A 19,253-nucleotide genomic window follows, 5' to 3' on the forward strand; every position below is an offset into this window, starting at 1 on the left:
GCCATGCAACTCCATCAGGCCGCCTGGGGTGCAACGCTTTCGCGGTGGATGGTGCAGTCCAATGCCAGGCCGATGGCACCACCAATGCATCGCATGGTGATGGAGAGGCGAGGTGGACGCATGGCGGCGATGCTAGCATGGGAGTTGTCCATGCCACGGGCTGGAATGGACAACGGCCGCAGGGTTCGCCGATAAAAAAAACAGTTCTCGCTCGACGTCCATCCATCCATGAAAACCCGACTTCTCTCTTTCGCGGTGCCGCTTGCCGGAACGCTGTTCATGCTCGGGTATTTGCTGTACGGGGATTTCGCACCATCAATGCGCGGGCTCGATTTGTCTTGGCACGTGATGCTGGGGTACGCCCATGAAAATAAACTTCAGCACGGCAGTCAGATCCTATTCAACTACGGGCCGTTGTCTTTCATCGAGTCGGTCATTTACTTCGAACAATCCCATCAGCAAAGGCTGCTCTACAAGGCCGCCTTCCTGCTGATGGTGGGCATCGGTTGTTTCCTGGTACTGCAAATCAGGAGCGCAGGGGCTTTGCTGGCCTGGGGGGGCCTCACCCTGCTGATGGGCATCTGGCGGGATGTGTACCTGCTCCTGCCGGCCTTGCTGCTGTGCCACCATGAATGCCGCAGACAGCAGGGCAATGCCGCGCAACTCGCGCTTTCGGTTCTGCTCGCGTTCGCCGCCGCGTTTGCATGCCTGGTCAAGGCGAACGCCCTGTTCTTTACCTTGCCCGCCCTTGTCCTGGCGAGCATCTACCGCTTCACCGTGCGGGACTACCGGCCCATTGTCCCCGTGTGTTTTGTCTTGTCCTTCGTCCTGCTGTTCTGGTTGTCTGGCCAGGATGTCTCAGGCGTGTTCGCCTTTCTGCGCGGCTATGTCGATGTCTCGCTGGCCTACAACGCGGACATGGGACTGCCCGCGCCGCTCGCGCTGCATGGCGCCTACATCGTTGGCGCCGCAGTCCTTCTCGCTGCGACGCTGCGCATGACCCAGCCTGCCAGCACCGTGCTCAGCCTCCTCACGCTGGGGTATCTGCTGGTGGCCTACAAGATGGGTTTTGTTCGGCATGGCGCGAACCCCGGAGCTTCGTTTCTCGCGCTGGCCTTGCTGTGCGCCGTGCAACTTGGGAGCCCAAGCGTCGACGTCCCGACCCGCCACCACCGGCGTGTGATTGCCGCGGTGGCGATGGCAGCGGCTTTGCTGGTCATCCACATCTCGGCATCCGTGCTCCCGCAGGGGGGCTACATCACAGGATACGTCCACGCTGTGGAGAATCGCATCCGCTATGTGCTGGACCCAGGATACCGGGCCGCCTCGGATGCCGACAGGCGCCGTCACCACGAGACGGCGCTCATGGAGGCACGCTCAGCCCTGCCATTTGTGGGCGTTGAAGGCCCCATCGATGTCTTCCCCTTCGAGTTCAGTCTGGCTTACGCGTCGGGGTTGCCGATCGCCTCGCGGCCCGCATTTCAGTCCTACTTTGCCACCAGCCGCTACATGTCGGCGCGCAACGCGGATTTCCTCGCCAGCCCGCAGGCTCCGCGGTCGGTGGTTTTCAGCGTCGTGCCCATCGATGGCCGCTACGCAGCCCAGGAAGATCCGCTCACCCTGGGAGCCTACCGACGGCAGTACCAAGTTGACCGGCAGACGCCGAACGCCCTGCTGTTGACGCGCCGTGCTTCGCCGCTGGCGCAGTCCGAGCGGTGCCGCACGTCTGAAACGGAGTTCGATCTGCCCCTGCTGATTCCCTCCGTGGGCCCGGATCAAGCGGTTTGGGCCGAGATGGACGTGGAAACCACCTGGTTCGGACGGATCCTGGGCGTGTTGACCGGTCCCCCCGTTCTTCGCATGACGATCGCCACCCCGATGGGGAGCACCGATTTCCGGTATCTGCGCGAGGCGGGCCAGACCGGTTTCCTGTTGTCACCCGCGCTGGTCTCGACCGAAGCGGCCGCGCATTTTTTCAATGCCGAGAGCCGCCTGGAAGACAAGGTCCTGGGTCTTTCGATCCACCAGCCCGGTGGCGCAATGCCTTGGTTTGAGGAGAGGATCTCCGTCAGGCTGTGCGTGCTTTCCTGGGGTTCAGCAGACAAAGCGGGCCCATGACGGCGGGCCGTTGATTCGTCACGTAGGGCGCCACGGTAATTGCTCTGGCGCATTCCAACAATCAAGAACTTACGAGACCTCGTGCCATAGGGCTGGCTCGGTTCGGGTCGAAGTTGGTGCGACTGGCCTACTTCGGTGCCAAAGTTCCTGAGACTGGACTTCCGGTGTCAAACCAGTCCAAGTAAACGTCCGCATCACCCCCCCCCCGAGGGGTGCGGACAAATACGTGGACTGGTTTATGCCGCAAGTCAAAGTTTTCGTCCGCATCTCCACTGGGTCAGTTTTCAATGGAAGACAACACAATCACGTGAAAAAATGCGTGAGAGCAGCTGCGTCGGGTGGAACTTCAGTCGGCCTTCAGTTTCGCGGCCTGCACCACCTGCTTCCACTTCACCTGCTCGGCCTGTAGGAAGCCACGCATCTCGTCCAGGCCCATCGCGTCGACTTCAGCCCCATGCTCTTCAAGGCGTTTGACGACGCTGGGGTCGGCGAGCACCTGGTTCAGCGCCTTGTTCAACTGCTCCAGCACCGGCTTGGGTGTCTTGGCGGGCGCGAAGATGGCGTACCACTGCGACACGTCCACGTTGTTGATGCCCTGCTCCTTGAGCGTGGGCACGTCGGGCATCAGCGGTGACCGCTTGGAGCCGGCCAGTCCCAGGGCCTTGAGCTTGCCGTTCTTCACGTTCGGCATCGCCGTGAACAGGCTGGGGAACATCACTTGCGTCTGGCCCGCGATGGTGTCGGTCACGGCCGGTGCGGAGCCCTTGTAAGGTACGTGCGTCATCGCGGTGCCGGTGGACAGCTTGAACATCTCGGCCGCGAAGTGCGGTGCCGTGCCGTTGCCCGCCGACGCGTAGTTGATCTTGTCCGGGTTGGCCTTCATAAAGGTCACCAGCTCCTTCGCGTTGTTGGCGGGCACCTGGGTGTTGGCCACCATGAGCGTGGCGGAGTAGCCCACCATGCCCACCGGTTCGAAGTCCTTGACGGGGTCGTAGCGCAGCTTCTGCAGCGCGGGGTTCATCGCATGGGTGGCGATGTAGCCCAGCATCAGCGTGTAGCCATCGGGTGCGGCGCGTGCCACGAACTCGCTGGCGATCGCGCCATTGCCGCCGGCCTTGTTGTCCACGATGAAGGACTGCTTGAGCAGCAGCGACAGGGCCTGGCCGATGGTCCGGGCCATGGCGTCGTTGGCGCCGCCCGCCGACGTCGGCACCACGATGCTGATGGTCCTTTCGGGGTACGCCGCCAGCGCGCTGCCACACGCCCAGGTGGCGGTGATCGCAAGGGCCACGGTGCTGAGCACGCGTCTTTTCTGAATCTGCATTTGTCTTCTCCGATGGGTGGGGGTGGCTTTGAATCTCGGAACGTATCGTCGCTGTTGTCCTATGCCAAGTAAATTGCATGTTTGTGAAGCATTGATGCACAATTTGGATCAACCAGAACACCCTCCAAGCTGCCATGGCCATCAACTTCAACCTTAACGACCTGCAGGCGTTCCGCGCCGTGGCCGAACTCAGCAGCTTTCGCAAGGCCGCCAACGCGCTGCACGTGTCGCAGCCCGCGTTCAGCCGGCGCATCGAGAAGCTGGAAGAGGCCCTGGGGGTCAAGCTGCTGGAGCGCACCACGCGCAAGGTCGAACTCACAGCCGTCGGCCGCGACTTCGACCGAAAAGTGCAGCAGTTGCTGGACGAGCTGGACAACACCTTGCTGGGCATTCGCGGGGTGGGCAGCACCCGCATGGGCGAGGTCACGATCGCCTGCGTGCCGTCCACGGTGTACTACTTCATCTCGCACGTGATCTCGCGCTACCGCGAACAGTACCCCAAGATCCGGGTGAAGATCTTCGACGCCAGCGCGAACGAGGTGCTGTCCGCCGTGTCGCGCGGCGAGGCGGATTTCGGGCTCAACTTCATGGGCAGCCAGGAACCCGACATCGAGTTCAAGCCGCTGCTGGAGGAGCGCTTCGTGGCGGCCTGCCGCCGCGATCACGCCATTGCCAAGAAGCGCCGCGTGTCCTGGGCCGAACTGGCCAAGTACGACTACATCTCGGTGAGCAAGGCCTCGGGCAACCGCCTGTTGATCGACCAGGCGTTGTCCGGCCAGCCCGGCCTGCCGCAGAACATCTACGAAGCCCAGCATGTGACGACCATGCTGGGCCTGGTCGAAGCGGGCCTGGGCGTGGCGGCGGTGCCGTCGATGGCGATGCCCGCCCCCGGCCACCCGCTGCTGGTGAGCGTGCCGCTGGTGGATCCGATCGTCACCCGCAAAGTCGGGCTGATCCGGCGCAAGGGCCGCTCGCTTTCGCCGGCGGCGCTGCAGCTGTATGAATTCTTCGCGGAGATGAAGGCGAAACGCGGCAAGGCCGCCGAGGGCCTCAGCGCCGCGCCGCGAGCACGCGATCGACCATGACGCCGGCTTGGCCCAGGTGGTTGGCCGGTTCGCACATGGCTTCGAGCTGGGCCCGGGTCACGTGGGCGGTGATCTCCGGGTGCACGGCCAGGATCTCGATCAGAGGCTGGTTTTCCTTCAAGGCCTGGCGGCACAGGTCGTAGACCAGGTCGTGCGCGTATTCGCGGCCGATGTAGGGCCCCAGGCCCATCATCACCGCCTCCGACATCACCAGACCGTGGGTGATGTCGATGTTGGCGCGCATGCGGGTGGCGTCCACTTCGAGGCCCTTGAGCACGAACTTGGTCTGTTTCAGCGCGCCGGACATCAGGCAGAAGATCTCGGGCAGCGACACCCACTCGATCTCCCAAGGGCCGGTGGAGCGCTCGTGGTCGGCGACCATCGCGTCCATCAGGGCGGCGGCGTGCTGCCGTGCAACCGAGATGTTGGCATGGATGTAGAGGCAGGAAATCGGGTTGCGCTTCTGCGGCATGGTGGAGGAAGAGCCGCGCCCCGGCGCATAAGGCTCGAACACCTCGGCCACTTCGGTCTGCATCATGAGCTTGACGTCCATCGCGATCTTGCCGAGCGAGCCACCGACGAGCCCCAGGAAGGCGCCGACCTCGGCGATGGTGTCGCGCACCGTGTGCCAGGAGATCAGCGGCTGGGCGAGGCCCAGCTCCTTCATCAACTCCGCCTGCGTTTCCATCGCGCCCTTCTCCAGCGACGACAAGGTGCCCGAGGCGCCACCGAATTCGCCCATCAGCACGCGCGGTTTGAGTTGCTGCAGCCGCTCGCGGTGCCGGTCGATGCCGGCCAGGATGCTGGCGATCTTGTAGCCGAAGGTGATGGGCGTGGCCTGCTGCAGGTTGGAGCGGCCGATCACGGGTGTGTCCCGGTACTTGCGGGCCAGCGCGGCCAGCGCGTCGCCGATCTCGTCCAGGTCCTGCTCCACCAGCGCGAGGCCTTCGCGCATCTGAAGGACGGCGGCGGTGTCGGTGATGTCCTGGGTGGTGGCGCCCCAGTGGCAGTACTCGCCCAGCTTGTCGCGGCAGTTGGCGTTGATCTGGTTGACGACCGCGATGATCGGGTAGCCGATCTGTTCGGTCTTGGCCTTGAGCTTGACCCAGTCGATCTGCGACAGCTCGCAGTTCTTCACGATCTCGTCGGCCGCTTCCTGCGGAATGATGCCGAGTTGTCCCTGGACCTTGGCCAGCGCGCGCTCGATGTCGAGGTACTTGGCCGTGCGGTTCTCGTCGGACCAGACCTCGCGCATGCGCGCGTCGCTGAACATGTCGCCGAAGATGCGCGAATCGATGATGGTGGATGCCATGGTGTGTCTTTCTCTGGGGTGATCGGTGGGGATGAAAGCCGGGGTCAGTGCCCTGCGGCCCGCAGCGTGCGGCGCGCCTGGCGCACCACAGGCGCATCGACCATGCGGCCGTCGAGCCGGGCCGCGCCGGGCGACGCCGCATCGGCCGCCAGCACGCGCCGGGCCCAGGCCAGCTCGGCCGCGTCGGGCTGCAGCGCGCGGTGGATCGGCAGGACCTGGTTGGGGTGAATGCACAGCTTGGCGCCGAAGCCGTGGCAACGGGCCCAGGCCAGGTCGGCCATGAGCCGTGCCTCGTCGTCCAGTTGCGGGGTAACGCCAGCCACGGGCGCGGGGAGGTCGGCCAAGCGCGATGCCAGCGCGATGCGCGCCGCCGCGTGACTCAGGCCGATGGCGTCGTGGCGGATGTCCAGGTCCAGGTCGAGGGCGAAATCCAGGGTGCCGAACACCAGCCGGGCCACGCCGACGGCACCCGCCACCTCGTCCACCTGGGCCACGCCCCTGGCGCTTTCGATGAGGGCCAGCACCTGAACACCCGGCACAGCCGCCACGACGAAGCCGACCTGCTGTGCCTGCTCGGCCTTGGGGAGCATGATCTGCGCCACGCCGGTGCCGGGCAGGGCGGCCAGGTCGTCCGCAAACCCGTCCGATGTCGAATCGTTGATGCGCACCACGCAGCGGGCCCGGTCGGCCGGTGCGGCGCTGTGCAACCAGCCGGCCACGTGGGCACGCGCGGCGGCCTTGTGCTCGGGCGCCACGGCGTCTTCAAGATCCAGCACCACCGCATCGGCGCCGCTGGCGAGGGCTTTGTCGAAGCGATCGGGCCGCGAGCCGGGCACGAAGAGGTAGGTGCGTGCGGGGGTGAGGGACGCCGACATGGTCGCGCCCTCAGCTCAGATGGCCTGGGCCGCGCGCAGCGCGGCAATGCCGTCCGCGCCGTAGCCGAGCTCGGCCAGGATGGCATCGGTGTGCTCGCCGAGCGCTGGCACCGGGTCCATGCGCGGGCCTTCGTTCCAGGTGCCCGGTGGCAGCAGGGCCGGCAGCGGCCCCTGGGGTGAACCCACCTCGGTCCAGCGCTGGCGGGCCTGGAGTTGCGGGTGTGCCCAGACGTCGGCCATGGTGTTCACGCGGGCGTTGGCGATCTGCGCCACCTCCAGCCGCGCCTCCACCTCGGCCACCGTCAGCGGCCGGAAGGTGTCCACGATGATCTGGCGCAGGGCGGTGCGTTCGGCGACGCGCTTGAAGTTGGCGGTGAAGCGCGGGTCGGCTGCGCAAGGCCGGCTGGAGCAGCACCTTCTCACAGAAGCTGAGCCATTCGCGCTCGTTCTGCAGGCCCAGCATCACGTGGGCGCCGTGCTCCGCCGGTCCGACCGGGAAAGGGCCGTACGGATAGATCGTGGCGTGGCTGGCGCCGGTGCGCGGTGGTGGCGCGGCGCCTTCGAACGCGTAATACAGCGGGTAGCTGGTCCATTCGGTCAGCGATTCCAGCATGGAGATGTCGATGCGCTGGCCGCGGCCGGTCTGGCTGCGCTGCATCAGGGCCGCGAGGATGTTGCTGTAGGCGTACATGCCTGCGGCGATGTCCGCGATCGACGGGCCGGCCTTGCAGGGTTCGTCGGCGGTGCCGGTCACCGACACGAACCCGGCTTCGCTCTGGATCAGCAGGTCGTAAGCCTTCTTGTCGCGGTACGGCCCCGGGTTCTCCCGGTCGTCGCCGTAGCCCGAGATGTCGCAGACGATCAGCCCGGGCTTGATGGCCGACAGCGCCTCGTGGCCCAGGCCGAGCCGGGCCGCCGCGCCGGGCGCGAGGTTCTGCACCACCACGTCGGCCTTCTCCAGCACCAGCCGTTCCAGGACGCGGGCGGCCTCCGGGTGTTTGACGTCGAGCGTGAGGCTTTCCTTGGAGCGGTTGGTCCAGACGAAGTGCGATGCCAGGCCGCGCACCCGCTGGTCGTAGCCGCGCGCGAAATCGCCCGTGCCGGGGCGCTCGATCTTGATGACGCGCGCACCCAGGTCGGCCAGCTGGCGCGTGGCGAAGGGCGCGGCGATGGCGTGTTCCAGGGTGACGACGGTGATGCCTGCGAGTGGCTGCATGAGGGTCTCGGGTGATCGTGGAGAAAAGAATCAGCGCAGCACGGCGGTGGCATCCATCGTGAGCCAGCCTTCGTGGTCGCTCGCCCACAGGCGCACGGTCTTGCCGTCGGCGGACGGCTCCCCTTGCACCTGAAAGGCGTGCAGGTCGAAGGTGGGGCGCACCGCCTTGAAGCGGAAGCTGGCCACGTCGGCCGTGGGCATCTCCCGGCGCAACAGGTCCAGCAGCAGCGTGGCGATCAGCGGGCCGTGCACGATGAGGCCCGGGTAGCCTTCGACCTGGGTCACGTACTGCCGGTCGTAGTGGATGCGGTGGCCGTTGAAGGTGAGCGCCGAGTAGCGGAACAGCAGCACGTCGTCCGGCACGACCTGGCGACGCCAGGTCGCCTGTTCCGGGGCGGCCAGCGGGGGCGGCGCCACATCGCCGGGTTGCTGGGCGTCGCGGTAGACGATGTCGTGGAACTCCACCAGGGCCGGTTCAGCCGCACCGTTGCACCGCATCTCGTGACGCACCTTCACGAACACCAGCGGGCCCGTGCGGCCTTCCTTGCGGCTCACGTCGTCGATGGTGGACGTGCGGGCCACCTGGTCGCCCACGCGGATCGGGGAGCGGAATTCGAACTGGCTGCCGGCCCACATGCGGCGCGGCAACGGCACCGGAGGCAGAAAGCCGCCGCGCCGGGCGTGGCCGTCGGCGCCGATGTCGGATTGCCGATGCAGGGGCAGGAAGTACAGCCAGTGCCAGAGCGGTGGCAGCAGCGTGCCGGGCGCGGTGTCGGCCGCAGGGTGGTCGAGCGTGGCGGTCAGGGCGGCCACGGGCGTTGGGTTCACGGTGTCGTGCACCGTCTCGCTGCGACCGATCCATGCGCGCAGGTCGTCGGTGGTCTGGGTCATGAGGATGTCCTTCGCTCTCAGGGCTGGAATGGCGGGTGCCGAGCAGGCAGTTTCGGCGCATCCGGTGGCGAAGTAAATTGCAATGTTGAGAACAAGTGATGCCTTTGGTGCATCAATGAACGGCTTGCCTGTTTATTGCAAACCATGGATCAATGCTTCTCAACTATGCAATTCACAGAATCAAAGCGGCTCTTGAGAATGCGGCCCATGAACAAAGTCATTCCCTGTGTCCTCATGCGCGCCGGCACCTCGCGCGGCCCCTTCTTTCTGCGTGAGTGGTTGCCCGACGGTGACGAGGCCCGCGACCAGGCCCTGATCGGGGCGATCGGGGCTTCGGACCCGTTGCAGCTGGACGGCGTCGGTGGCGGCAGCACCTTGAACAGCAAGGTGGCCATCGTTTCGCGCTCCACCCAGCCCGACTGCGACCTCGACTACCTGTTCGCGCAGGTCGGCGTGGGCCACCGTTCCGTCGACACCCGGCCTAACTGCGGCAACATGCTGTCGGGTGTGGCGCCGTTCGGCATCGAGCAGGGCCTGGTGAAGGCGCAGGACGGCGTGACCCGGGTGCGCGTGTTCAATGTCAACACCCGTTCTCGCATCGATGTGACGGTGCGCACGCCGAACGGTCGCGTCACGTACGAGGGCGACGCTCGCATCGACGGCGTTGCCGGCACGGCCGCTCCCATCCTGCTGGACTTCCTGGACGCGTGGGGCGCGGTGACGGGCCAGGTTTTTCCGACGGGCCAGCGCATCGACCACATCGACGGCACGGCCGTTACCTGCATTGACGCCGCCATGCCGCTGATGATCGTGCGCGCGGCCGATCTGGGCGTCACGGGACGGGAAAAGCCGGTGGCCCTCGACGCCAACACTGCGCTCCTGGCGCGCATCGAGTCCCTGCGCCTGCAGGCGGGACGGATGATGGGGCTGGGGGACGTCTCCAACAGCGTCATACCGAAGCCGGTGCTGGTCAGCGAAGGCGATGCCCCCCACAGCGTCACCTCGCGGTACTTCACGCCGCACCGCTGCCACGCGTCGCACGCCGTCACGGGCGCCATCGGGGTGCGCAGCGCCTTTGCTCTGCCCGGCACGGTCGCCAGCGGCATCGCGCGCGAAGCGGGTCGCCACAAGCTGGTGGTGCTGCACCCGGCGGGCCAGATCGATGTCGAGGTGGAGCTCGTCGGCCAGGGAGACGCGGCCGAGGTCAAGGGCGCCGCACTGGTTCGCACGGCGCGCAAGATCATGCAAGGGGAAATGCACCTGCCGGACTACGTGTTCCCGCGTCCCGAGGAGGCGGCGGCCCCGGCACGCAAACCGATCACCATCATCGTCCCGACCGCCGCCGGCGGCGGGAACGACACCATGGCCCGCATCATTGCCGGCAAGATGGGGCGGCTGCTGGGGCAGGAGGTGCTGGTGGACAACCGGGCGGGCGCGAACGGGGCCATTGCCAGCGAGTTCGTGGCCCGCGCGGAGCCCGATGGCCAGCACGCTGATGTTGGGCTATGTGGGCACGCACGCCATGAACCCCGCGCTGCAGAAACTGGGCTACGACCCGGTCGGGGACTTCGAGCCGATCGGCCTGGTGGGCTCATCGCCGACCTTGATGGTGGTCCACCCGAGCGTCTCCGCGCCCGGCGTTCAGGAGCTGGTGTCTGAACTGAAGGCGAAGCCCGGCAGCCTGGTCTACGCCTCGGCCGGCGACGGCACGCCGCCCCATTTTGCGGCGGCGCTGTTCCTGTTGGGCAGCGGCGCGGACATGGCCAGTGTGAAGTTCGACGGCGCGGCGCCGGCCATTGCCGACGTGGTGAGCGGACGCACGCAGGTCATGTTCCCCAGCCTGTTCACCGCCCATCCGTTCGTTCACAGCGGCCAACTGCGGGCCATGGGGGTGGCCGGCACGAGTCGGTTGCCCAGCCTGCCCGCGTTGCCCACGCTGGCAGAAGGCGGGATCGACGGCGTGGACGTCACGCAGTGGTATGGCCTGTTCGCGCCGGCACACACGCCTTCTGCGACGCTCGCCAAGTTGAACCAGGCACTGAACGACGCTTTGGCCGACGCGGCCGTGGTCGCTCAATTCGAGAACCACGGCGCCAGGGTGGAGCCTGGCACGCCCGACGCGCTGCGCATCAAGGTCGACAACGACCTCAGTCGGTGGAGAACGCTTGTGGCCCAGGGTGCGTTGGGCCTGACGGATGTGATCGCAGAAGGTTAGCGTCTTCCGACGGGGTACATCACTCGCTGGTTCCACCGTCAGAAAGATCTGTATTGTCGATCATCCCAAATCACTGCGAGGCGAGGGTGAAATAGAAGGTCGCGCAGTGGCGCCATCGGCCGGCGCGATGCGGCGAGGAAGCACACCCTGTTGACCAACCTGATTCAGTTGTGGCTGACTCGGTACGACCGGGGAGAGCTCGTGGATGGACCTCTGCTGGCGCAGTGCCCAGCGTCATATCACAGTCAGTGTCGCCACGTCTATTACTCCTGAAATCTCCTGCTGCCAAAAGCAGCAGGATAGGGTTCTTACGTGGGTCGGCTTTCAATGGAAATTGATGCTCTAACTGGGTCAGTTTTCAGTCGAAGACAACACCGAATGCGACCTCAGTGCGCCAAGTGCTGGGCCACCTTTCGCAGCAGGATGTCCCGGTTGAAGGGCTTGGCGCACAAAGCCCACAGCGCCCGCCTTGCGGCTCTCCACGATTACCTGCTTTTCGGTTTGGCCTGTGAGCATGATCACCGGTGTGTTCATGTGGAACTGGCCGGCCTTGAGCTCGCGCGTGAGCAAGATGCCGTTGGAGTCCGGCAACAGGACGTCCATCAGGATCAGGTCGGGCCGATTCTTTGTCAGAAAAAGCTGGGCATCCGCCGCGGTACCCACCCCCTCGACGTCGTACTGCTCGCTGGTCAGCAACTGCTTGAGCAATCGGCGCATGAACACATCGTCGTCCACGACCAACAGTTGCGGGCGGCTCCGTTTGGCGCGGTGCACCATTGCCTGTGTGGCTCTCAGTGGTTCGGCCAGTTCACTGGTGATCGTGTCCACCCAATCCTGCACCGGCTGGGCCGCCCGCACCACCTGTTCCAGCGTAGGAATCAAGGACTCGCGTTGCAGATTGCCAAAGGCCTGTTTCACGCGCGAGGCGTCGCGCACCGTCAGAGCGTTGTCCAGGCCGTTGGCCAGGATGCGCTCGGACAGGCCTCCCATCGCGCGGCTGACCGAGGCCTGGGCCATGCGCGCGGAGCTTTGTGCGTTCTGCGCGTGCACCCGCCCCAGCTTCACCTGCTGGGCGAGCTGCTCCTCCAGCGCTTCGGCACGGCGGGCCAGGGTGCGCAACTCGGACAGCGGTTCAAGCGCCTGCTCTTGGTCGAGGGCGCACAGCGCCAGGTGCGCCGACATGGGCAACCGTCTGGCGTCGTGCACCAGCCGCGCAGAACAACACGTAGTCGTCAAACACCTCCTGCATGCAGAGATCGAAGGCGCGGTGCACGCTTTCCTTGTCGCACAGCAACAGCGTGCGGTGTGCCAGCGACTGGATCACCTCGCTGCGCCGGTACAGGCCCAGGTAGAAGCGCTCACAGGCCTCCAGCGATTTGAAAGCCAACACCAGCAGTTGCGGCTTCAGCCGGTCGAATACCGCGTCTGACTTCGTCGGATCTGTCGTGGCCTCGGTATGTGGGTATCGACCGCGAAGCATGCCGCAGACCTGTTCTGCGTCCACCGCGTTGTCGCCGACAACGAGGATGCGCGCTTCTTTGTGCTTCATCGTCAGGTCCGGGTTGGTTGGCTCGGTTCAATCGGAAGCGTTTGAATGCTGCAATGCCTCGTGACCGGACAGGCGTGTCATGACATGGGCGAGCGCGTCTTCCAGCTGGGACATGAGCCCGTGCATCTCGCTTGGGCTGCAGCCAGAGCCAGCGCGTTCGATGCGGCTGCAGCACTCTCCCAGCGCCACGGCGCCGATCATGCGACAGGAGGACGAGAGGCGGTGAGCCAGGCCGGACAGGGTGGCCGTATTGCCGTCGCTGGCGGCGCGGCGCATCTCGTCCACGGTGTTGAGGGCAGAAACAATGAAACGCTGGCGGAACTCGGCCAGCAGCCCGGGCTCTTCGCCGACCAGACGCTTCAGCGCCTGGTCGTCGTAGACACAGTGGCCGAGCTCGACTTCGATCACATCCACTTCTTCACAGTCCGCAGCGCCAAACGAGGCCAGGGTTGGCGCCCCGTCCGACGGCAACCAACGCCTGATCATCTCGCCCAACTGGTGCGTCCGAACCGGTTTGCTGAGGTAATCATCCATGCCGGCCGAACGGCAGCGTTCGATCTCGCCATACAAGGCATTGGCTGACAAGGCCACGATCGGGAGACGAGATCCACCCGTTTCCTCGCTGCGAATGGTGGTGGCGCAGCGTGTACCCGTCGATGCCCGGCATGTGCAGATCGGTGAGCAGCAAGGCATGGCGCCGGGTGGCCCGACCCGCGCGCCAAAGCGCCAAGGCGCCGAGTCCATCGCCGACCATCTCCACCGCCCACCCCAGCAGCGCGAGCTGGTGCCCGATCACTTTCTGGTTGACGGAATTGTCTTCGGCCACCAACACCAGCGGGCCGCCGGATGGCACGAAGTGCGGCCCGGTGCGCGTGACCATGGCGAAGTTGTCATCTGCCACGGGCCGCGGGGACGACGTGGACTGGAAAGGCAAGGTCACGGTAAAAGCGGATCCTTGGTCCATCTCGCTGTCGACCTTGATCCATCCCCCCATCAAGCCAGCCAGCCTGTTGCAGATCGACAGGCCCAGGCCGGTGCCTCCAAAACGCCGGGTGGTGGCGCTCTCGGCCTGCACAAACGGCTGGAAGATGCGCTGCAGCACTTCAGGGTTCATGCCGATGCCGTTGTCGATCACGCTCAACTGAAGGTGCCCGGGCAGGTCCGACCCGCAAGTCCGTACTCGAAGCGCCACCCGACCTGCTCGAGCCAAGCCAGCGGAGAATTTGATGGCATTGCCAATCAGGTTGTTGAGAATCTGGCGCAGCCGTGTCCCGTCGCTCAGGATCCAGTCAGGCAGGCCCGGCGCCACATCCACCTGCAGATCGACTCCATGGGAGGTGGCCGTCGGACGCAAGGCGTTGCACACACTGTCGGTGAGTCGCTCCAGCGAAACCGCCTCACTCTGCAGCTTGAGCTGACCCGCTTCGATCTTGGAGAAATCCAGGATGTCATCAATGATGGTCAGAAGACCCAGCGCCGACTCGCTGACGGTGTCGATCAGATCCCGCTGGTAGGCCGAGAGCTCCGAGTGTTGCAGCAGATCGAGACTGCCCACCACCCCATTCATTGGCGTGCGAATCTCGTGGCTCATTGTGGCGAGAAACGCGCTTTTGGCTTCGCTGGCAGCCTCGGCTGCGCGGCGCGCGTCCACCAGTGCCACAGTGCGCTGCTCCACAAGCTGCTCCAGGTGGGTCTGATGGCACTCCAGTTCTTCGGTCAGGCGCCGCTTCTCTGTCACATCCAGCATCAGGGCCAGGTACTGGGTCACAGTCCCTCGAGCGTCTCGAATGGGTGTGATCGTTGCGGCCTCGACGTACTCCACGCCGTCCTTGCGACAGTTGAACAGCAGGCCGCGCCATGCCTTGCCCGCGGTGAGCTGCTGCCACATTTGGGCATAGGTCTCACGCGGCGTCTTGCCCGACTGCAACATGCGCGGATTTCGGCCCAGCATTTCCTGCATGGTGTAACCCGAGCTTGTCAGCGCCGCAGCGTTGACGTATTCGATGTTGGCATTCAAGTCGGTGATCAAGATGCTTTGCGCGCTTTGCTCGACCGCCATGGAGAGCAGCCGCACCTCCTGCTCCTGCGAATACCGCTGTGAAATGTCGCGCATAACCACCACAAAACGCTGCTGCTCCACCATCCGGATACTGACCTCCGCAATGAAGCAGCTGCCATCGCGCCGCAACACCCGCCAGTCGGCCAGTTGCTCGCGGCCCTTGAGCACCCGCAGCGTTGCGCGCGTGAGCCGGGTGTGTTCGTCTGCGGGCAACAAATCGCGCAGGTGCATCTGCCGCAGTTCGCCGGCGCGGTGGCCGAGCATGCGCGCGGTTGCGCGGTTCACTTCGATCACGCGGTGGGTGCGATCGACCAACAGGATCCCGTCGCCCATCTGATCAAACAGATTGCGGCGCTCGGCATCGGCCCTCTGCGTTTGCAGCCAATGCTCGGCCGCACGCGCGAGGTCTTTCAGCGTCTGGCGCTGCACGTCGGATAGCTGGCGCGGGCGATGGTCGATCGCGCACAGCGTACCCATGGCGTGACCTTCCACAGACAGGGGAACGCCGGCGTAGAAGACCACGTGGGGCTCGCCAGTCACCAACGGGTTGTCGGCGAACCGCGCGTCCAGCCGAGCGTCACTCACTTCGAACAAGCCGGTCTGCTGGATGGCGTGGGCACAAAACGCCTGCTCGCGCGGTGTCTGCTCCACATTCAGACCTAGACGCGCCTTGAACCACTGGCGCTGAGCATCGACCAGGCTAACCAGCGAAACGGGGCAACCGATCAGTTGGGCGGCAGCCCGCACGATGCCATCGAGCACGGGGTCGGCCGGCGTGTCGAGCACGCCCAGGGAATCGAGGATCGCCAGACGGCGGGACTCGCTGGGGGGCGGGGTGGCGGATTGCATGAGGTTGCATCAAGGGGTTGCAGAGGGCACGCGGCCAGAACTGAGAATGCGTCAGAACACGTTCTTTTGCACGTCTGCATGCCGTCCAAGGGAAGATCGGATACACCGACCAACATCTGCGATGGACTTTAAAAAGACCGCTGCTGGTGGTCTGTGGGGAGTTCTCGATGCAGCCTGGGGGCCGATCGTGTTGTTTGTTCGTTTGTGTTTGCTATCGCGCAAGACGATGTGGGGAGGACGCCACGAATCAGGCGTCCCCGGCATCGATCAGGCCGTTGCGGATGGCGAAGCGCACAAGGGCTGGCACGTCCGGCGCGGCCAGCTTTGCCATGATGCGGCTGCGGTACGAGTCCACCGTTTTGGGCGACAGGTGCAACGCGCGCCCTATCTCGGTGCTGGACTTCCCCTGCACCACCATCAAGACAATCTGGCGCTCGCGCACCGAGAGCGTGTCCAGGGCGTCGTCTCCCGGCGCCGTGAAACCCTGTACGGCGAGCTCGGCCACATCGGGGCCAAGGAAGCGCTGCCCCTTGCTCACGGCGTCGACCGCTTGCAGCAGTTGGGAGGCGGGCGATCCCTTGAGCACGTATCCAGCCGCACCCATCCTAAGTGCTTCAGCCACATGACGCGGCTGGGCCGACATGGTCAGCACAATCGAGCGCACCTCCGGCGCCCGACGCTGCAGCTCGGTCAGCAACTCAAAACCCGAGCGCTGGTCCAGATGCAGATCGAGTAGAACCACCACTGGCCCAAGCTCGCGCAGCTGGGCCAGCGCTTGCGTCGGATCGGCCGACTCACCCACCACGCGATGCCCGGCGGCTTCCAGCAACGCCCGCAGTCCGTCGCGCACGAGTGTGTGGTCGTCGACCAGGTAAATGTTGCTCATGGTTCCGATACCGTCCAGCTCAGGCGGACGTGTGTGCCGGCACCGGGTTCTGCGCTGATGAAACAGCGCGCGCCGATGGAGATGGCCCGCTCCCGCATGCCCACGATGCCCAGATCGGCCAGGTCGGCCGTGCTGCATGTCGGGGTCGATGCCCACACCGTCGTCAATGACTTCCACATTGAGCTGGTGCGTATCGCCTTCCAGAACCACCCGGATCAGCGACGCGTGTGCATGAAGCCTGGCGTTGGCGATGGCCTCGCGGACTACCATGAAAGCACTGTACTCCACGTCGGAAGGCCAACGCTGGCTGTACAAACCATCGACGACCTCCAGCAGCACATCGGGGCCAGATGCCGACAATGCGACGCGGATTTCGTTGTCCAGCGCGGCCGCCAGACCCTGTTCCTCGAGCAGGGGCGGCCGCAGGTCGGCCAGCACTTTGCGCACGTCCAGCACCGCTTGCCCCAGAACACCCGAAAGATGCTGGCACTGTTCCGCAAGCACAGAAGGCAAGGTCTCGCCCGCCATGATCAGCAAGGTTTCGAGATTCAACCGGGCCACTGCCAGAGACTGGCCGAGGTTGTCGTGCAGCGCCTGGGCCAGGCGTTGGGTGGTGATCCGCTCCTGCTGCATCAGCCGCTGATTGAGTTCGGAAAGTTCAAATTGATGAGTGAGCAGCGCAGTCTCAGCAGCACGGCGATCGGTGATGTCGCGCAGCACCGCGATGTGGCGGGTGGGGTCCAGTGCACGCGCGCTTACCTCCACCGGCACAACAGCACCATCCCGGCGCACGACGTTCCATTCCGTCAGCGGACCCCTGCCGGGAGACCGGGTCTTATGGGTGTCGAAAGGGATCGTCGGCTGCTGACCCGCCAGCAAGGCATGCAGCGGCATGTTGAGCAGGCTGTCACCCGGGTAGCCCAGCATGTTCATGGCCTGCGGATTGGCGTCGAGGATGCGATTGCTGTCGTCGATCAGCAGAACACCGTCGGCCAATTGCTCGAACAGCTTGCGCCGGTAGGCCTCGGATTCTCGCAGTGCGGCCTCAGCCTTCTTGCGCGGGCTGATGTCGACGGTGGTGCCGGCCATGTAAACGGCTCGCCCTGCGCCGTTCCATTCGGCAAGTCCACGAACATGCATCCAGCGCCATTCGCCCCAGGCATCGCAGATGCGAATCTCCAAGTCGAACGCTTCCCGGTTCTTGAGGTGGCGGCGCATTGCTTCGTGATGCCGAACGAGGTCCTCGTGGTGGATCATCGCACCCAGGCGGCTGCTGCGACAGTCCAACGCCGAAATCGGTTCAAACCCAAGCTGCCACCAGAAGTCTTCGCTGAAGCTGAGTCTGTCGCTCAACAAGTCCCAGTCCCACACCTGCCCGCTGGCCGCGGCCAATCGGTAGCGCTGCTCACTGCGTCGCAAACTGGCCTCGCTCTCGCGCAAGGCCTGTTCACTCTCCACCAGATCGGTGATGTCCAGAGCGATGCCTTGCACATACGCCGGACTTCCATCCGTGGGGTCAATCCGGCAGGAGCGGTCGCGGAAATGACGCCACTTGCCCTGTGCATCGCGCAAGCGGTACTGAATCTGGTGATCGACGCCGTCCAAGTACTCATCCGACAGCGCAGCCACCGCGCGTTCGCAATCGTCAGGGTGAAGCGCCTTGGTCCACGCCAGCGGATCGGCCATCCATTCGCTCACCGTGTACCCGAGGATACGAATGGACGGGCTGACATACAGCGTGCGATAGGGCGGCTCGAGAGACGCACGGTAGATCATCGCTGGCGTCTGCTCGGTCAGCAGGCGGAAATCACGCTCCCGGTCGAGCAACAGGCGTTCGAACAGCTTGCGTTCCGTGATGTCGTTGCAGAAGATCGACAGCCCCTCCGGCGAAGGGAAGACACGCCCTTCGAACCACTTGCTCCAGGGTGCATAAAAAGCCTCGAAGACTTGTGCCTGTTGGGACCGCAATGCCCTGTCGTATGCATGGTGAAAGACTTGCGCCTGCTCCAACTCGTACTCGTCCCAGATGTATCGACCGATCAGTTGTTCGGCTCGATCACGCTGGAGCAGGCTCAAGGCAGGCGCATTGAGGTAGGTGAAACGCATTTCCCTGTCGAGCGCAAAGATCGCGTCGCCCACCCTGTTGATCACGTGGTCCAGCAATTCGCGCGCCACACCCATTTCCCGCAGGGCATGCGCGGCCTGGCGCTGCAACGCAACATGTGCGGTCACCTCGTTCGTCACCACCAGGCTCACTGCACGGCCTTCCCAGTCCAGGTCGCTGGAGGTCATGTCGACATCGATCAGGCTGCCGTCTCGTAACCGATGCTGCTCTCGCTTGGTCAATCGCCGACCATCGGTTCCCACAAGCTCTCGGTCAAGATCCTCCCCCGTCTCGCCTTGGCCTGGCGGCACAAGCCGGATGTCCATGACTTTGAGTTGCAGGAACTCTTCGTATGAGTATCCGTAACGCGCGACGGCCGCCGCGTTGGCGGCCAAGATGCGCTTGCTGGTCTGTTCGAACACCCACATCGGCTGCGGGTGGGCATCGAACAGCAACTGGTAGCCCTGTTCATCGTTCCAGAGTACCCCCCGCATATCTGACTGCGCAGTTTTTCGGGGCGATGGGCAATCCATGGGCGCAGACATAAGGGTATTGTGCGCGCCGGGAGGCTTGTTGACGCCGACTGAAAAATTGACAGAGGGGGAACCTTTGACTGGTTTTGGGCCGTTCAAGGCTCTCTCGCTATTCGATGGGGCTGAGAGGGTCAAAGGAGAGCTTGATGCGCTTCTCGTTGTACCAGCGGAGAGTCATTGCCGGTCCGATGAGGTCAATGACGTGAGGTTCTTCACAACGCCGGGGCTTTACGGCTT

Annotated in this window: 12 protein-coding genes and 2 pseudogenes; 4 read left to right on the plus strand and 10 right to left on the minus strand. The window is 64.7% G+C overall.

Annotation, left to right across the window (positions count from 1 at the left end; genetic code table 11):
- Positions 1–228 precede the first annotated feature (228 nt).
- Positions 229–2,118 carry a hypothetical protein gene (locus ACFJGX_RS05145; protein WP_382322440.1) on the plus strand — a complete coding sequence of 630 codons (1,890 nt, stop codon included), beginning with the start codon at positions 229–231 and terminating at the stop codon, positions 2,116–2,118.
- A gap of 346 nt (positions 2,119–2,464) precedes the next feature.
- Here the strand turns inward: ACFJGX_RS05145 and ACFJGX_RS05150 are convergent, their stop codons facing one another.
- A complete protein-coding gene (locus ACFJGX_RS05150) occupies positions 2,465–3,442 on the minus strand; it encodes a Bug family tripartite tricarboxylate transporter substrate binding protein (protein WP_382327906.1) in 978 nt (325 codons plus the stop codon).
- 134 nt (positions 3,443–3,576) lie between these two features.
- On the opposite strand from ACFJGX_RS05150, the gene ACFJGX_RS05155 reads away from it, so the two are divergent.
- Positions 3,577–4,527, plus strand: coding sequence for a LysR family transcriptional regulator (locus ACFJGX_RS05155; RefSeq protein ID WP_382322438.1), 951 nt, complete (start codon positions 3,577–3,579; stop codon positions 4,525–4,527).
- Here ACFJGX_RS05155 and pcaB read toward each other — a convergent pair.
- The 4 genes and pseudogenes from pcaB to ACFJGX_RS05175 all read right to left on the minus strand — a co-directional run bounded on the left by pcaB (position 4,493) and on the right by ACFJGX_RS05175 (position 8,821).
- The gene (gene pcaB / locus ACFJGX_RS05160) at positions 4,493–5,839 is read right to left on the minus strand and encodes a 3-carboxy-cis,cis-muconate cycloisomerase (RefSeq protein ID WP_382327908.1); all 1,347 of its coding nucleotides are present in this window, start codon (positions 5,837–5,839) and stop codon (positions 4,493–4,495) included. The two genes, ACFJGX_RS05155 and pcaB, sit on opposite strands and share 35 nt — an antisense overlap.
- Before the next feature lie 44 nt (positions 5,840–5,883).
- Positions 5,884–6,714 (minus strand): HpcH/HpaI aldolase/citrate lyase family protein, encoded by an 831-nt coding sequence (locus ACFJGX_RS05165; RefSeq protein WP_382322437.1) that lies wholly within the window; start codon positions 6,712–6,714, stop codon positions 5,884–5,886.
- Between the two features lie 15 nt (positions 6,715–6,729).
- A pseudogene (locus ACFJGX_RS05170) lies at positions 6,730–7,930 on the minus strand (CaiB/BaiF CoA transferase family protein).
- 30 nt (positions 7,931–7,960) lie between these two features.
- The gene (locus ACFJGX_RS05175) at positions 7,961–8,821 is read right to left on the minus strand and encodes a MaoC family dehydratase N-terminal domain-containing protein (RefSeq protein WP_382322435.1); all 861 of its coding nucleotides are present in this window, start codon (positions 8,819–8,821) and stop codon (positions 7,961–7,963) included.
- A gap of 234 nt (positions 8,822–9,055) precedes the next feature.
- On the opposite strand from ACFJGX_RS05175, the pseudogene ACFJGX_RS05180 reads away from it, so the two are divergent.
- A pseudogene (locus ACFJGX_RS05180) lies at positions 9,056–10,246 on the plus strand (4-oxalomesaconate tautomerase); the annotation flags it as partial.
- A gap of 97 nt (positions 10,247–10,343) precedes the next feature.
- The gene (locus tag ACFJGX_RS05185; RefSeq protein ID WP_382327910.1) at positions 10,344–11,036 is read left to right on the plus strand and encodes a tripartite tricarboxylate transporter substrate-binding protein; all 693 of its coding nucleotides are present in this window, start codon (positions 10,344–10,346) and stop codon (positions 11,034–11,036) included.
- 351 nt (positions 11,037–11,387) lie between these two features.
- Here ACFJGX_RS05185 and ACFJGX_RS05190 read toward each other — a convergent pair whose 3' ends face one another.
- From ACFJGX_RS05190 to ACFJGX_RS05210, 5 genes are all read right to left on the minus strand, one after another.
- Entirely contained in the window at positions 11,388–12,218 is an 831-nt protein-coding gene (locus tag ACFJGX_RS05190) for a response regulator (RefSeq protein WP_382327912.1), read from the minus strand.
- Entirely contained in the window at positions 12,169–12,585 is a 417-nt protein-coding gene (locus ACFJGX_RS05195; protein ID WP_382327914.1) for a hypothetical protein, read from the minus strand. The genes ACFJGX_RS05190 and ACFJGX_RS05195 overlap by 50 nt, the downstream gene beginning before the upstream one ends.
- A 27-nt stretch (positions 12,586–12,612) precedes the next feature.
- Positions 12,613–13,119, minus strand: coding sequence for an Hpt domain-containing protein (locus ACFJGX_RS05200; RefSeq protein WP_382327916.1), 507 nt, complete (start codon positions 13,117–13,119; stop codon positions 12,613–12,615).
- Complete coding sequence (locus ACFJGX_RS05205; protein ID WP_382327918.1) at positions 13,112–15,493, minus strand: PAS domain S-box protein; 2,382 nt, start codon at positions 15,491–15,493, stop codon at positions 13,112–13,114. The genes ACFJGX_RS05200 and ACFJGX_RS05205 overlap by 8 nt, the downstream gene beginning before the upstream one ends.
- A gap of 247 nt (positions 15,494–15,740) precedes the next feature.
- The gene (locus ACFJGX_RS05210; RefSeq protein ID WP_382327920.1) at positions 15,741–18,938 is read right to left on the minus strand and encodes a PAS domain S-box protein; all 3,198 of its coding nucleotides are present in this window, start codon (positions 18,936–18,938) and stop codon (positions 15,741–15,743) included.
- Between the last annotated feature and the right edge of the window lie 315 nt (positions 18,939–19,253).

The sequence above is a fragment of the Hydrogenophaga sp. UC242_50 genome, from assembly GCF_042697355.1.
Lineage (GTDB): Bacteria > Pseudomonadota > Gammaproteobacteria > Burkholderiales > Burkholderiaceae_C > Hydrogenophaga.

Bases quoted from the DNA above. Each gene is read 5' to 3' on its own strand.
- ACFJGX_RS05145 (WP_382322440.1), top strand. From the start codon at position 229: ATGAAAACCCGACTTCTCTCTTTCGCGGTGCCGCTTGCCGGAACGCTG.
- ACFJGX_RS05150 (WP_382327906.1), bottom strand. From the start codon at position 3,442: ATGCAGATTCAGAAAAGACGCGTGCTCAGCACCGTGGCCCTTGCGATC.
- ACFJGX_RS05155 (WP_382322438.1), top strand. From the start codon at position 3,577: ATGGCCATCAACTTCAACCTTAACGACCTGCAGGCGTTCCGCGCCGTG.
- pcaB (WP_382327908.1), bottom strand. From the start codon at position 5,839: ATGGCATCCACCATCATCGATTCGCGCATCTTCGGCGACATGTTCAGC.
- ACFJGX_RS05165 (WP_382322437.1), bottom strand. From the start codon at position 6,714: ATGTCGGCGTCCCTCACCCCCGCACGCACCTACCTCTTCGTGCCCGGC.
- ACFJGX_RS05175 (WP_382322435.1), bottom strand. From the start codon at position 8,821: ATGACCCAGACCACCGACGACCTGCGCGCATGGATCGGTCGCAGCGAG.
- ACFJGX_RS05185 (WP_382327910.1), top strand. From the start codon at position 10,344: ATGAACCCCGCGCTGCAGAAACTGGGCTACGACCCGGTCGGGGACTTC.
- ACFJGX_RS05190 (WP_382327912.1), bottom strand. From the start codon at position 12,218: ATGTCGGCGCACCTGGCGCTGTGCGCCCTCGACCAAGAGCAGGCGCTT.
- ACFJGX_RS05195 (WP_382327914.1), bottom strand. From the start codon at position 12,585: ATGAAGCACAAAGAAGCGCGCATCCTCGTTGTCGGCGACAACGCGGTG.
- ACFJGX_RS05200 (WP_382327916.1), bottom strand. From the start codon at position 13,119: ATGGATGATTACCTCAGCAAACCGGTTCGGACGCACCAGTTGGGCGAG.
- ACFJGX_RS05205 (WP_382327918.1), bottom strand. From the start codon at position 15,493: ATGCAATCCGCCACCCCGCCCCCCAGCGAGTCCCGCCGTCTGGCGATC.